Below are 13,744 nucleotides of genomic sequence, written 5' to 3' on the forward strand. Positions count from 1 at the left end.
ATCAGCATTCGACCACGTTGACGGCAAGGCCTCCGGTCGAAGTCTCCTTGTATTTCTCGCTCATATCGTTGCCGGTCTGGCGCATGGTCTCGATACAGGCATCGAGCGGCACGAAATGCGTCCCGTCGCCCTTGATGGCGAGCGAAGCCGCGGTGACAGCCTTGACCGCGCCGAGCGCGTTACGCTCGATGCAGGGCACCTGGACGAGCCCGGCGACTGGATCGCAGGTCATGCCAAGGTGATGCTCCAGCGCAATCTCCGCCGCGTTCTCGATCTGCTCGGGAGACCCATCCATCACGGCCGCCAGGCCAGCAGCAGCCATGGCGGCAGCCGAACCGACTTCGCCCTGGCACCCGACTTCGGCACCCGAGATTGAGGCATTGTGCTTGATGATGCCGCCGATGGCGGCGGCCGTCAGCAGGAAGTTGTGGATGTCCTCGCGGCTGGCATCCTCATGGAAGTGAAGGTAATAGCGGATCGTCGCCGGTATGACGCCAGCGGCCCCGTTCGTCGGAGCGGTCACAACCCGGCCGCCTCCGGCATTCTCCTCGTTTACCGCCATGGCGTAGACGCTCAGCCAGTCGTTTGCGAGCAGCGGGTTGAGCCGGTTGCTGCGCCATTCCTCGTTGAGCTTGTCATGAATGGCGCGGGCGCGTCGCTTGACCTTGAGACCGCCGGGCATGATGCCGTCCACCTTCAGACCGCGATCGATACAGTTCGCCATCGCATCCCAGATCCGGTCCAAGCCCTCGTCCAGTTCGACCGGGCTCATCTTCGTCTCTTCGTTGGCGCGCTTCATCTGCGCAATGGTCAGCCCGGAGGATCTCGCCATGTCGAGCATGGCTTTGGCGGTGGAAAACGGATAGGGAACTCGGGCGTCTGGCGCCGTCGCCTTCGCCCCGCGCATGGCCTCAAGCTCCGTGTCCGTCACCACGAAACCGCCGCCGATCGAGTAATAGACCCGCTTCAGCAGCAGCCTTCCGTCGCGATCCAGAGCCGAAAAGCTCATGCCGTTGGCATGGCCGGGAAGCGGCTGCTTCCTGTCGAAGATCAGGTCCGTCTTCGGCTGGAACAGATAGGCCGGATGACCGGGAGGCGATACCTGCCCTGTCCGCTCGACGCCATCGATGATCTCATCCATGCGATCGGGATCGACGTTTTGCGGTTCCTCGCCCATCAGGCCAAGGACGACTGCCCTGCCCGTCCCATGGCCGATGCCGGTGAAGGCCAGCGATCCGTGGAGGCTGACCTTCAGCCCCGCTACTGCGGCACCCGCCGGCCTTGGCCACTCCTTGGACAGGATCAGCTCCAGAAAGCGGTTGGCTGCCGACATAGGCCCCATCGTATGGGAGCTCGACGGGCCGATGCCGATCTTGAAGACGTCGAAAACGGAGAGAAACATAGATTTCACGCAGTGCTGTTGTGATTGGCAAGCCTATGTCAGGCTGAGGTTCAGGTCGAGCAGCAGCCCGACATCCTGTTTCATCCCCGCGACATTGCCTTCCAGATAGATAGGATGAGACTGCATTACCAGAGCGGATGACTTGCCGGAACGTCCGAAACCGAGCATGAGGGATTGAATGCCAACGGTTCCCGAGTCAGGCCAGACCCATGACGACCGCTGATTACATCGCGCTAGCGCTATTTGCCCTCCTCTGGGGCCTCTATTCCTGGCTGACGGCAGGCAGCGGCGCGCGTCTGTTTCCGCGTCTCAGCCTCAACCGCGCCATGGCCGAGAGGCGGCGGCTGTGGATCTACAATTCGCTGCGCCGCGACCTCAAGATGATCGACACCCAGATCATGGCCGGTCTGCAGAACGGGACGGCCTTCTTCGCCTCCACCTCCATCTTTGCGATCGGTGGTTGTTTTGCCCTGCTCGGCGCCACCGACAAGGTGGAAGCCATTTTCACCAACCTGCCCTACGTGAGCTATGGCGGCCGCACGGCTTTCGAGCTGAAGGTCGCCGGTCTCACCTTCCTGTTCGGCTATGCCTTCTTCAAGTTCGGCTGGTCCTACCGCCTGTTCAACTACTGCACCATCCTGTTCGGCGGACTGCCGATGACCCTGGATGCCGAAGCGGATCGTGCCGCGGCCGAACGGGCTGCCGACCAGGTGATCCGGATGAACACCATCGCTGCCGCGAACTTCAACGCAGGCCTGCGTGCCATCTTCCTGTCGATCGGCTATCTGGGGTGGTTCGCCGGGCCCTATATGTTCATTGCCATGACCCTCGTCGTGATTATCGTCCTCACCCGCCGGCAATATTTTTCCGAAGCGAGGCTGGCGATCATGGACCGCGACCAGGATTGATTTGCCAGGAACAGACTGAAAGACAGACCGTGACAGTTGCCAAAACGCCCGAAGCCTCCAGGCTGCCCCGGATCACCCTGATCGACACGCTCCGCGGTGTCGCTCTTGTCGCCATGGCGAGCTACCATTTCACCTGGGACCTGGAGTTCTTCGGTTATCTGGATCCGGGCACGGCCACCCACGGCTTTTTCCGCATCTATGCGCGTTCGATCGCCAGCACCTTCCTTTTCCTTGCCGGCGTCAGCCTGGTGCTGGCTCATACGCCAGCCATCCGCTGGCGTTCGTTCTGGAATCGCTTTGCCGTCGTGGCCGGAGCAGCGCTTGCAATCAGCATCGCCACCTTCTTTGCCTTCCCGACCGAATGGATCTATTTCGGCATCCTGCACAATATCGCAGTATCCAGCCTGATCGGACTGGCCTTCCTGCGCCCGCCAGCCATCGTGACCAGTCTTGCCGTCCTTGTCGTGGTTGCCGCGATGGTGGCCGATTACAGTCTGGCGCCCGACATTCTCGAAACGCCGCTGTTCGACACCAGGGTGCTGAGTTGGATCGGCTTTGCGGATGTTCCACCCCGATCCAATGACTATGTACCGCTTTTCCCCTGGATTGCGGCGCTTCTGGCTGGAATTGCGCTGACCCGGTTGGCCTCGAAAAGAGGCTGGTTGACAAGGCTCGCTGGCGTCCAGACCGAGCCGAACCTGTTATCGAAAGCGGGCCGCCACAGCCTCGTCATCTATCTCCTGCACCAGCCGATCCTGATCGGCCTCGTCTACCTCTTTTCGCTGGTTCATCCGGCCCCGCCGCCGGATCCCCGCGTCGGCTACGTCATGAGTTGCCAGACGAGCTGCCAGAATACAGGCGGTGAGGAGGCGATCTGCCAGCGCTTCTGCGGCTGCACGGCAGACAAGTTGATCGCCCAGCAGCTGATGACACCGCTGCAGACGGGCGCAATTCAAGCGCAGGACGACCGGATTCAGGCGATAGCTGAAGAATGTTCGATCGGCGCGCAGTTGCCTTGACGAGCCGGTCAGGTGCCGACGCCGATCTCGGCAAGTCGCGTCAGGCAGGCTTCTTCGGCATGATTGAGTTCGGCAAGCGTCTCATCGATGTCCTTGCGCTTCTGGCGGAGTTCGTCGCGCTTCTCGTCTATCCGCTTCATCATCAATTTCAGCTGCCCGAGCTCCCCCGGCGGCTCCTTGTAGACATTGATGACCTCGCGGATCTCGGCAATGGTGAATCCGATCCGGCGCCCACGTAAGATTTCCTGAATCAGCCTGCGGTCTGCCGAGCGAAAAAGCCGCGTCCGGCCGCGCCGTTCAGGATGGATCAGCCCCTCGTCCTCATAGAAGCGAAGGGTTCGGGTGGAGACCCCGAATTCGCGCGTCAACTCGGTTATGCTGTAATACTTGTCCACCAGCGATCCCTGTCGTCTCAGGGTCAGAATAATTGACTTTTACGTAACAGTCAATTTTCGAGGTATTGGCACCTAGTGGATGGCGAACCACCACGTCGCCAGACCGAGGAAAGAGAAAAAGCCGGTGACGTCGGTGACTGTCGTCACGAAAACGGTAGAGGCGACAGCAGGGTCTGCACCCACCTTGTCGAGAAGCAGCGGTATCATGATGCCGGCAATCGCAGCCGCGATCATGTTGATCAGCATGGCGGTCGCGATGATGCCGCCGATATTGACATCCTCGAACCACAGCCCTGCCACGACCCCGATCAGGATGCCGAACAGCACCCCGTTCAACAGCCCTACCCCGGTCTCGCGCCGAATGATGCGCCAGGCATTGTGAATGTCGATATTGCGCGTCGCAAGCGCGCGAACCGTGACGGTCATGGTCTGGGATGCGGCATTGCCTCCCATCCCAGCGACGATTGGCATGAGCACGGCAAGCGCCACGATCTGTTCGATTGTCGCATCGAACAGCCCGATGACAGAAGCTGCGAGAAAGGCTGTCAGCAGATTGACCAGCAGCCATGGCACGCGTGAGCGGGAGGTCTCCAGTACGCTGTCCGACAGTTCTTCGTCGCCGACGCCGCCGAGGCGCATAATGTCTTCTTCGGCCTCCTCCTGGATAACGTCCACCACGTCGTCAATGGTCAGCACACCGACGAGGCGCCCGTTTTCGTCTACAACGGCTGCGGACAGAAGGTCGTACTGTTCGAAAAGCTGCGCCGCTTCTTCCTGGTCCATGTCGGCGGGCACGGGATAGCTCGTCTCGCGCATGATGGTTTCGATCTTCACCTGACGCTTGCTGCGCAGGATCTGATCCAGGTCGAGTACGCCCACCAGCTTGAAGGTCGGGTCGATGACGAAGATCTGTGTGAAGCGTTCCGGCAGATCCTTCTCGTCACGCAGATAATCGATGGTTTGGCCAACGGTCCAGAAGGGCGGCGCGGCCACGAATTCCGTCTGCATGCGACGGCCTGCAGAGCTTTCCGGATAGTCGAGTGCGCGCCGCAGGCGGACGCGCTCCGTGAACGGCAGCTGCGCGAGGATTTCTTCTCGGTCTTCCTGGTCCAGATCCTCGAGAATGTAGACGGCATCGTCCGAATCGAGATCGCCGATTGCTTCCGCAATCTGCGCGTTCGACATCTGATCGACGATCTCCAGTCGGATCGATTCATCGACCTCCGTCAGCGCGGTGAGATCGAAATCCTTGCCGAGAAGCCGCACGAGCGCCAAGCGCTGGTCCGGGGCAATAGCCTCCAGGAGGTCGCCAAGTTCGGACTCGTGCAGACGGGCCACATGCTGGCGCAGAAACACGACGTCACGATCGGCAATGGCTGCCGCAACGCTTGTGATGAAATCGCTACGGATGGAGCCATCTTCAGAATAGACGTCGGCGCCAACGTCGTCGGTTTTTGTGCGAACGCGGTCGTCTTCGCCGATATCGCTCATGAGGCCCTCGCTGACAGCATTCGACTTCCAGAGGATGGGCGGAAAAGCCTACTGCCAGCAATCAGATAGCCGACCGTGACACAGACAATCATGCCGCTGTCGCCGGTGCTAGAGCAATTAAACGCCGAGGTCTAGCTCAAGTTAAAATGGCGCCTCTCTTGCAAGCAAGCACGGTGATCAACGGCTGCAACTATAGTACGGTATATCTCATGAAGATCCTCCGATATCCCGACCCCGGCCTCTCCACACGCTGCACCCCGGTCACCGTATTCGATGATGGATTGTCCGCTTTTGCCGCCGATCTGCTCGCCACCATGCGCACCGCGCCCGGCGTTGGGATAACGGCGGCCCATGTCGGGACCTTCGTCCGCCTTTTCGTGCTGGATCTTCCGGACTGGCCGCAACCGCTCTACTACGTCAACCCGGTCATTCTGGAGGCTTCCGTCGAAACCATACGCCATATGGAAGGAAGCGTTTCCATGCCTGGAGCGACCGAGGAAGTGGAACGGCCGCGGCGGATTCGGTTCTCCTATCAAGATATCCAAGGGCTTTCCCATGAGACAGAGGCACAGGATTTTCACGCCGTCTGCATCCAACATGAGATCGACCAACTCGATGGCATTTTCTGGTTGAAGCGGCTGTCCCGGCTGAAGCGCGAACGCCTCGTGCGGCGTTGGGAGAAGGAAGAACTCCGTCGCGCAATCGGCTAGATTGACGACTGCTCCTGAAGATCCAGCTTTCCGCAGGCGGCAACGGAACCTCGTGCCATGACCCGGGTTCTAGGAACAAGCGCACAGACCTGCAGCATATGTCGCCGCAAAGAAGCGCTCAGACCTTAGGAGACGACCATGACCGCCAAGAAAAGCGTGGACGACATTACCCGCGAGGAAGACTACCGCGACTACGACACCCGCAATATCGATCAAGGCTGGCCCTATGCGGACAAGCCGGGTGCTGCTTCCGACGCCGTCGAAAATGCCGCCTATGGCGATCCGGAGGCCAATTTCGACCGCGAGCGCAATGGCGGCTTCCTCATCGACTCGGCGGGTGCCGATGGCCTCGAGGAGCCTCTGGTGGATAGCGAAGCTCCCGGTACGGTGGGGCTGGAAGTTTCCGACGATCTTGAAGAGCGCATTACCGATGCCCTCGACGAACTCGACGTGATCGAGATGAACTCCATCGACGTCCATGTGGACCAAGGCAATGTCACGATCGAGGGAACCGTTGACGAAGCCGACACGGCTCGGAAGATTATCCGCGCCATCCAGGGCATTGCCGGCGTCCGCAAGGTGACCAACAACCTGCAGCTTGTGGGAGTGGACAGCCGTATTCCTGACGACGACTAAGCAAGCGTAAGTGCAAACTCGGGTACAGATTTCAAGCTGTTGCTCACGGTGCAGATCTCTTCGGCCAGCCGAACGATCTGCACCTTTTCATTGTCATCGAGATCGCCATCCACCGTGAACTCGATGATGAAACGCGCGATGCGGAACGGTTCTTCGGGGCTTTTCTCGCCCGTAACATCCGCCTTTGCCCCGCTGAAGCGGTGGATCAGATCAAGGCGACTGGCCGCTATTCTTGCGCTGAGCACGAGACAGGCTGCAAGAGAGGAAAACAGCAGATCAAGCGGATTGAAACCGGGTTCGGACGCGCCTGTGACGACATTCAATTCTCCGCCGGTTTTGCTGACGATATGCGGGTGCCCGAAGCGATCGAGCACTGCCTTGGCACCGATCGGTCGTTGCTTCGTCTTGATGGTCGTCATGACCTCACCTCAGGTAAATCGTTGCGTGTCGACCCGAAAATCTCTTCGAACGCCTCCCGCAGCCGCATATCGACATCAGCCATCATCACCGGCAAACCGAGATCGACAAGACTGGTCACGCCATAGGTGGAGATACCGCACGGCACGATGCCAGAGAAATGCGAGAGGTCCGGCTCTACGTTGATCGAAAGCCCGTGGAAGCTCACCCATTTGCGCAATCGGATGCCAAGCGCTGCAATCTTGTCTTCGGCCATAGAACCGTCCGGTAAAGGTGGCTTCTCCGGCCGCCGTACCCAGACGCCCACGCGATCCTCGCGCCGCTCCCCGCGCACATTCATCATATCCAGAGTGCGGATGACAAGCTGCTCGAGTGCTGCGACGAAGGCCCGTACGTCCTGCCGCCGTCGTTTAAGATCCAGCATGACGTACGCCACCCGTTGGCCTGGGCCGTGATAGGTGTATTCCCCGCCGCGCCCTGTGGAAAACACTGGAAAGCGGTTCGGCTCGATCAGGTCGGCCGCGTCTGCGCTAGTGCCGGCGGTATAAATCGGCGGATGCTCGACCAGCCAGACCAACTCGTCCGCCTGCCCTTCCGCGATCGCGGCGACCTCGCGTTCCATCTCTGCCACCGCCTCGTCATAGGCAACGAGGTTGTCGGAGATTCGCCAGCGTACTGGCGGTGATCCGGGCTGCGGCAGCATGGAAAGGTGAAGCTCGGTACGTGTCGGCATGGCGGTTCTTCTTGCAAAATCCGTAATCTGCGGCAAGCGGTGATGATCTCGCCGCCCCTCATATAGGAGCTCCGGAACGGATTTATCGGCGGGTTCAAAAATCTGTCATGGCGCCCTTGTGCACCCCAAATCCTTTTGCTACATGCAGCCCCGCTGGCGCAAGTCGGCATCTACCACGATGCGGTCGTGGCGGAATTGGTAGACGCGCAGCGTTGAGGTCGCTGTGTCGCAAGACGTGGAAGTTCGAGTCTTCTCGACCGCACCAAAAAAGCCCGGCTTCGGCCGGGTTTTTTCTTATCCCCACCGGACAAGCAGTCTCCCGTCTTGAAGCGCCGCAATGGCTCTGATTTATAAACGGCTGTCTTCGAAAGTGCTCCCATGCCCCCAACGACATCCGATACCGCCCTGAAGGGCATGGCCATCATGGCGACCTGCATGATCGTCCTGCCGGTGATGGACGCGATCGCCAAATACATGGCGACGTTCGAAGCCATGTCGCCCGGCCAGGTGACCTTCTACCGCTTTTTCTTCCAGTTCGTTTGCGTCCTGCCGCTGGCCCTGGTCATGGGCCGCTCGCTGTTTGCCGCAAAGCGGCCCTGGATGAACCTGCTTCGCGGAGCGCTGCACGCTGCGGCAAGCCTGATGTTCTTCGTCGCGGTCAAATATATGCCACTCGCGGACGTCTTCGCGATCTATTTCGTCGAGCCTTTCATGCTGACCATGATGTCGGCGCTTTTCCTCGGTGACCGTGTCGGCTGGCGCCGCTGGCTTGCGATCGTCGTCGGTTTCGGAGGCGCTATGATCGTGATCCAGCCGAGCTACGCGATCTTCGGCTGGACCGCGCTTCTTCCGGTCGTCTGCGCATTTCTCTACACGCTCTACCTCTTCCTGAACCGTGCCATCGGGGATGCTGATTCCCCGCTTGTCATGCAGGTAATGGCGGGCCTGGGCGGCACAATCTTCATGGCGGTCGCGTTGGCGGCGGGGGATGGCGCCGGACAGCTTGATTTTGCCCCTTCTCTGCCCGCTTCCCTCCTTGGTTGGGTGCTGCTCGTTCTACTGGGCTCCATCTCCGGCTACATGCACCTTCTCGTGGTGCGGGCGTTCCGAATGGCGCCGCTTTCGCTTCTGGCTCCCTTTCAGTATTTCGAAATCATTTCGGCGACCGTGCTCGGCTATGCGCTGTTCGGTGACTTCCCGACTGCATCCAAATGGCTGGGGATCGCGATCATCGTCAGCTCCGGCCTGTTCATCATCTGGCGTGAACGGGTCAGAACGAAACAAACTGCGGCGAAATCTTCATCGGGGCTAGCAGCCGGTTAACTGCGCTCTTTTTCTTGCTCTCAACGAGTGAACAATATTCTGCTTTTTCGGTTTCATGACGAAACGGAGGACGAGGATGAGCGAGTACCGCTTTTCCTTCCCGGCATGCGTGATCGCCGGCAAGGGCCGCATCGAAACCTGTGACGTGATCATGCTTCGGAAACATGCGTTTCCGGACGGTGTAAGGTCGCGCGATGACGTAGCCGCCATGCTCGCCCTTCACAACCTTTGTCCGGATCAGTGTGATGCGTGGAAAACCTTTTTCGTGGAGGCCCTTGCCGCCTATGCGGTCTTCCAAGAAAGACCTTCCGGCCGCATCGATGACGAGAAGGCCTCCTGGCTGATGAGAACTTTCTCACCGGATGGCACCATCTCCACCGGGCTCGAGTTGGAAATGCTTCTTCACGCAATTGAGTTGGCCTCGGAGACGTCGGATAACTTGTCGGTCTTCGTTCTCGACCAGATCCGCATGTCGCTATCGCCGAATCCCGGTTGCGCGCATGCTATTGCTCGCCTGCCGGCTGCGGCCGTTACCGCCTATGATCTCGATCTGATCTGGCGTCTGCTTCGTTCCGCCGTTGATCGGGGTCGGCTGGCGCTGTCTCTGCGAGAAGCGGCAGTGCTCAAGGAAATAGACCTCCTGACGGAAGGCTCCCAAAACCACCCGCCCTGGAACGAGATGATGACGCAGATCGTAACTTTTGATCAGCGGCCCGGCGCAACGCTGCGGGCGCTTGCGGATGCCATGAGCGCCGCATCCGAAGGTCAGGCAGCATGATCCGCTGACTGGCGGCCTTTCGAGGCGACCGCATCCACCTCAGGCTTGACATTGACCGTCTGAGCGGCTGCAAGAGGGTATGGACACGCAACACCCACTCCTTCCCAACGGCTATTCCACCGTTCCTGCCGGCAAGATCGCCAATGTCGAGACGCATCTCGAAATGCTGGCAAAGCCGTCTCTGAAATCACTGCAACGGGCCGACGCCTCCTTGTCGCTGGAGCGTTGGCAATCTCCTGGCACGGACGAGTACCGTTCGCTCTTCCGCGCGGTCGGCGAGGAGTGGATGTGGACCTCAAGACTGGTCATGGCCGACGACAAGCTCGCCGCCATCCTCTCCGACCCGCTGGTCGAAATCTACCGCTTGATGGATGGAGACCGGCCTGCCGGCTTGCTGGAACTCGATTTTCACACATCCGGCGAATGTGAACTTGCCTTTTTCGGCCTCGTTTCCAGTACTATCGGCAAGGGCGCCGGCCGCTTCATGATGAACCGCGCTATCGACCGCGCCTGGAGCCAGCAGATTCAGCGCTTCTGGGTTCACACCTGTACGCATGATTCGCAAGGGGCACTCTCCTTCTACTGCCGCTCCGGTTTCACTCCCTTCGCGATCAAGGTCGAAGTCACCGACGATCCGCGTATTACGGGTGTCATCCGAAGGGATGCCGCACCTCACGTGCCGTTGATCGAAGTATAGCCCCGAACGCAGTTGAGACACTCTGAGGCTCCTTCCGACTTGAGCCGCAGCGTCTCTCCATGCCACAAGTCACCAAGACCCGAAAACATATCAGGAGAAACGCCATGGATGTCCGCGCCGCCGTTGCCGTGCAAGCCGGAAAGCCTCTGGAAGTCATGACCGTCCAGCTCGAAGGTCCGCGCGCCGGAGAAGTTCTGATCGAAGTCAAGGCCACGGGCATTTGCCATACGGACGATTTCACTCTTTCGGGCGCCGACCCCGAAGGCCTGTTCCCGGCAATCCTCGGACATGAGGGTGCTGGCATCGTGGTCGATGTGGGGCCGGGCGTGACTTCCGTGAAGAAGGGCGACCATGTCATCCCGCTCTACACGCCTGAGTGCCGTGAATGCTATTCATGTCTGAGCCGCAAGACCAATCTCTGCACGGCGATCAGGTCCACTCAGGGCCAGGGCCTGATGCCGGATGGCACCAGCCGCTTCTCGATCGGCAAGGACAAGATCCACCACTATATGGGCTGCTCCACCTTCGCGAACTATACGGTTCTGCCGGAGATCGCACTCGCGAAGATCAACCCGGAAGCCCCGTTCGACAAGGTCTGCTACATCGGCTGCGGCGTGACGACCGGTATCGGCGCCGTTGTCAACACGGCCAAGGTCGAGATCGGTTCGACGGCGATCGTCTTTGGTCTCGGCGGTATCGGCCTCAATGTCATTCAAGGCCTGCGCCTTGCCGGCGCGGACATGATCATCGGCGTCGACCTCAACAACGACAAGAAAGCCTGGGGCGAACGCTTCGGCATGACGCATTTCGTCAACCCGAAGGAAGTCGGCGAGGATATCGTCCCCTATCTCGTCAACCTGACGAAGCGCGGCGCGGACCATATTGGCGGCGCCGACTACACCTTCGACTGCACGGGCAATACCAAGGTCATGCGCCAGGCTCTCGAAGCCTCGCATCGTGGCTGGGGGAAATCCGTCGTCATCGGCGTTGCCGGCGCCGGGCAGGAAATCTCCACTCGCCCCTTCCAGCTCGTTACCGGCCGCAGTTGGATGGGTACAGCCTTTGGGGGTGCCCGCGGCCGCACGGATGTTCCGAAGATCGTCGATTGGTACATGGATGGCAAGATCGAGATCGATCCGATGATCACCCACACCATGCCACTGGAAGACATCAACAACGGCTTCGATCTGATGCGTGGCGGCGAATCGATTCGCAGCGTAGTTATCTACTGAGCACGTCGGCGGTAACTCCGGATACGTGCTTCATTGCTGCAAGTAGATTGCAATTCCAACGCCATCAATGGAGGATGCAGAAATGTACAAGTTCGAAATATACAAGGATAAGGGCGGAGAATTCCGCTTCCGCTTCAAGGCTGCCAACGGCCAGACAATGTTTGCGTCCGAAGGCTATTCTTCCAAGGCTTCTGCCGTTTCCGCGATAGAATCGATCAAGAAGAACGCATCCGGCGCGACGGTCGACGACCAGACAACTGCCTTGGCGTGAGCTTTCCTGCACGCAGCCCTGTCGCGGGCTGCGTGCCTCCCGCCATCTATGACCGCGCCGCCTCGGTCGAGTATCAACATATGATCTACGTCGATGCCGATGCCTGCCCCGTGAAACCGGAAATCCTGAAGGTAGCGGAACGTCATGGTTTGGAAGTGACCTTCGTCGCCAATTCCGGCCTCCGGCCTTCTCGCGACCCCATGGTGAAAAACGTCATCGTTTCCGCCGGTTTCGATGCCGCCGATAACTGGATTGCTGAGCGCGCCGCTGCGGGCGACATCGTCATCACGGCGGATGTGCCGCTTGCTGTCCGCTGCGTTGCGACAGGCGCGCAGGTTACGGGTCCGACCGGGCGCGTTTTCGACCAGACGAATATCGGCATGGCGTCAGCCATGCGCGATCTTGGTCAGCATCTTCGCGAAACCGGGGAAAGCAAGGGCTACAACGCCGCATTCTCGCCGCGCGACCGCTCCAAATTCCTGGAAACACTCGACAGGCTGTGCCGCCGCGTCAAGGCTGGCGCCTGAACTTGGAGAAACGCATGCCCCGCCTTTTCGGCAAGGTGACCTATCAAAGGCACGGACCGTTCCTGATCGGCATGGTTCTGGCCCTCCTGATTTGTCCGCTCCTGCTCTATTATGTTCCGGACCTGGCGCCCGGCATCTCCGTGGTCGTGTTCTTTCTCGCCTACCTGATCCTGATGGCCATCCGGATACCTCATCTGGACGGCGAGCATTTTCGCAAGACAGGCCAGAATGATGATGAGCCGGCACCGGTCATACTTGGCGTCACGCTTCTGACGGTTGCCTCATCCGTGATCCTGCTGTTCAACGCCGTGAACGCAAAAAATGATGCTTCCGTCATCGAGGTTTGTCTCGCTTTCGCGTCGGTCGTGCTTGGCTGGTTCACCATCCACACGATGTTCGCTCTTCACTACGCGCACCTCTACTGGCGCCCGGAGGTGCAGGAACTGGACGACGAAGGCAAGCGCGGCGGCCTGGATTTTCCCGAAACCAGCCAACCCGGCGTCTATGACTTCCTCTATTTCGCCTTCGTGATCGGCATGACGGCGCAGACATCCGACGTCGGGATCACCAGCACGGACATGCGCCGGATCAACCTATTGCACTCCATCGTATCGTTCTTCTTCAATACCGTGCTCGTCGCAGCATCGGTGAATGCTGCCGTGGCGCTGGGCGGATAAAGAAAGTTCGAATGTCATGCAGGCAGACCCTATTCGAACAGGGCGCTGGCAAGCGTCCCATGCCGCGGTCCATCCAGCTTGAACTCGCTTACAATACGCTCCGCGATCTTCTGAGCCATCGCCTGGTCGGCACCTTCAGTCCCGAAGAGGTAGATCGAAACCTTGAAGCTGCCCTCCGCGATCGGCTCGCCGTCACCGACCGCAACCGCCTGAACGGTCACCTTCGCCTCATGGCGGCTGCCGATCAGCAGCGGTATTTCGGACGTCTTATCGATCCGGATGACGATGATCGTGCGCGGCAGCATGACCGGCCGCGAGGTGGTGCGGATTGCTTCGTCGACCAGCATATCCGTCGCGATCACCAGGGACCGGGAAATCTCCGGTCGCGCCGTCACGAAGGAACCGCGCACATCGTAGATGAGCTTGTCTCGACCGTCGCTCTTGGCAGGCATACGGAAGCTGGTGAGCGAAAGGCCCACGGTCACGATCAGTGAGATATGGAACAAGCGACGGAACATGCGGGAACTC

General features: G+C 59.7%; 17 protein-coding genes and 1 tRNA gene. 12 read left to right on the forward strand and 6 right to left on the reverse strand.

Annotated features, from left to right (window positions below; all coding sequences use genetic code 11):
• Position 1: 1 nt before the first annotated feature.
• Positions 2-1,402 (reverse strand): L-serine ammonia-lyase, encoded by a 1,401-nt coding sequence (locus EPK99_RS06780; RefSeq protein ID WP_128443343.1) that lies wholly within the window; start codon positions 1,400-1,402, stop codon positions 2-4.
• 209 nt (positions 1,403-1,611) lie between these two features.
• On the opposite strand from EPK99_RS06780, the gene EPK99_RS06785 reads away from it, so the two are divergent.
• On the forward strand, positions 1,612-2,310 hold the full coding sequence (locus EPK99_RS06785) for a DUF599 domain-containing protein (RefSeq protein ID WP_128442302.1): 699 nt from the start codon (positions 1,612-1,614) through the stop codon (positions 2,308-2,310).
• Between the two features lie 29 nt (positions 2,311-2,339).
• Positions 2,340-3,329 (forward strand): heparan-alpha-glucosaminide N-acetyltransferase, encoded by a 990-nt coding sequence (locus tag EPK99_RS06790; protein ID WP_245455770.1) that lies wholly within the window; start codon positions 2,340-2,342, stop codon positions 3,327-3,329.
• Between the two features lie 8 nt (positions 3,330-3,337).
• Here EPK99_RS06790 and EPK99_RS06795 read toward each other — a convergent pair whose 3' ends face one another.
• Both EPK99_RS06795 and mgtE read right to left on the reverse strand, forming a co-directional pair.
• On the reverse strand, positions 3,338-3,724 hold the full coding sequence (locus EPK99_RS06795) for a MerR family transcriptional regulator (RefSeq protein WP_128442303.1): 387 nt from the start codon (positions 3,722-3,724) through the stop codon (positions 3,338-3,340).
• A 72-nt stretch (positions 3,725-3,796) separates the two neighbouring features.
• Complete coding sequence (mgtE, locus tag EPK99_RS06800; RefSeq protein ID WP_128442304.1) at positions 3,797-5,215, reverse strand: magnesium transporter; 1,419 nt, start codon at positions 5,213-5,215, stop codon at positions 3,797-3,799.
• Positions 5,216-5,424: 209 nt separating this feature from the next.
• Here mgtE and EPK99_RS06805 point away from each other — a divergent pair, with 209 nt between their 5' ends.
• Both EPK99_RS06805 and EPK99_RS06810 read left to right on the forward strand, forming a co-directional pair.
• The gene (locus tag EPK99_RS06805; RefSeq protein WP_245455772.1) at positions 5,425-5,925 is read left to right on the forward strand and encodes a peptide deformylase; all 501 of its coding nucleotides are present in this window, start codon (positions 5,425-5,427) and stop codon (positions 5,923-5,925) included.
• A gap of 138 nt (positions 5,926-6,063) precedes the next feature.
• Positions 6,064-6,561, forward strand: a complete 498-nt coding sequence (locus EPK99_RS06810) for a BON domain-containing protein (RefSeq protein ID WP_128442306.1) — start codon at positions 6,064-6,066, stop codon at positions 6,559-6,561.
• Here the strand turns inward: EPK99_RS06810 and EPK99_RS06815 are convergent.
• The gene (locus EPK99_RS06815; protein WP_128442307.1) at positions 6,558-6,980 is read right to left on the reverse strand and encodes an OsmC family protein; all 423 of its coding nucleotides are present in this window, start codon (positions 6,978-6,980) and stop codon (positions 6,558-6,560) included. The two genes, EPK99_RS06810 and EPK99_RS06815, sit on opposite strands and share 4 nt — an antisense overlap.
• Positions 6,977-7,711 carry a lipoyl(octanoyl) transferase LipB gene (lipB, locus tag EPK99_RS06820; protein ID WP_128442308.1) on the reverse strand — a complete coding sequence of 245 codons (735 nt, stop codon included), beginning with the start codon at positions 7,709-7,711 and terminating at the stop codon, positions 6,977-6,979. The genes EPK99_RS06815 and lipB overlap by 4 nt, the downstream gene beginning before the upstream one ends.
• A 180-nt stretch (positions 7,712-7,891) precedes the next feature.
• Between lipB and EPK99_RS06825 the strand changes: the two genes are divergently transcribed.
• The 8 genes from EPK99_RS06825 to EPK99_RS06860 all read left to right on the forward strand — a co-directional run bounded on the left by EPK99_RS06825 (position 7,892) and on the right by EPK99_RS06860 (position 13,216).
• A tRNA-Leu gene (locus EPK99_RS06825) sits at positions 7,892-7,976 on the forward strand.
• A 113-nt stretch (positions 7,977-8,089) separates the two neighbouring features.
• Positions 8,090-9,034, forward strand: a complete 945-nt coding sequence (locus tag EPK99_RS06830; RefSeq protein WP_164901724.1) for a DMT family transporter — start codon at positions 8,090-8,092, stop codon at positions 9,032-9,034.
• Between the two features lie 76 nt (positions 9,035-9,110).
• Complete coding sequence (locus EPK99_RS06835; protein WP_128442309.1) at positions 9,111-9,812, forward strand: hypothetical protein; 702 nt, start codon at positions 9,111-9,113, stop codon at positions 9,810-9,812.
• 79 nt (positions 9,813-9,891) lie between these two features.
• On the forward strand, positions 9,892-10,509 hold the full coding sequence (locus EPK99_RS06840) for a GNAT family N-acetyltransferase (RefSeq protein ID WP_128442310.1): 618 nt from the start codon (positions 9,892-9,894) through the stop codon (positions 10,507-10,509).
• 104 nt (positions 10,510-10,613) lie between these two features.
• Complete coding sequence (locus tag EPK99_RS06845) at positions 10,614-11,741, forward strand: S-(hydroxymethyl)glutathione dehydrogenase/class III alcohol dehydrogenase (RefSeq protein ID WP_128442311.1); 1,128 nt, start codon at positions 10,614-10,616, stop codon at positions 11,739-11,741.
• An 82-nt stretch (positions 11,742-11,823) separates the two neighbouring features.
• Entirely contained in the window at positions 11,824-12,012 is a 189-nt protein-coding gene (locus EPK99_RS06850; RefSeq protein ID WP_128442312.1) for a YegP family protein, read from the forward strand.
• A gap of 80 nt (positions 12,013-12,092) precedes the next feature.
• Entirely contained in the window at positions 12,093-12,539 is a 447-nt protein-coding gene (locus EPK99_RS06855) for a YaiI/YqxD family protein (protein ID WP_128443346.1), read from the forward strand.
• Positions 12,540-12,553: 14 nt separating this feature from the next.
• The gene (locus EPK99_RS06860) at positions 12,554-13,216 is read left to right on the forward strand and encodes a DUF1345 domain-containing protein (RefSeq protein ID WP_128442313.1); all 663 of its coding nucleotides are present in this window, start codon (positions 12,554-12,556) and stop codon (positions 13,214-13,216) included.
• Positions 13,217-13,245: 29 nt separating this feature from the next.
• Here EPK99_RS06860 and EPK99_RS06865 read toward each other — a convergent pair whose 3' ends face one another.
• On the reverse strand, positions 13,246-13,734 hold the full coding sequence (locus EPK99_RS06865) for a hypothetical protein (protein WP_128442314.1): 489 nt from the start codon (positions 13,732-13,734) through the stop codon (positions 13,246-13,248).
• Positions 13,735-13,744: the final 10 nt, after the last annotated feature.

The organism is Neorhizobium lilium, from assembly GCF_004053875.1.
In the GTDB taxonomy this organism is placed as follows: Bacteria; Pseudomonadota; Alphaproteobacteria; order Rhizobiales; family Rhizobiaceae; genus Neorhizobium; species Neorhizobium lilii.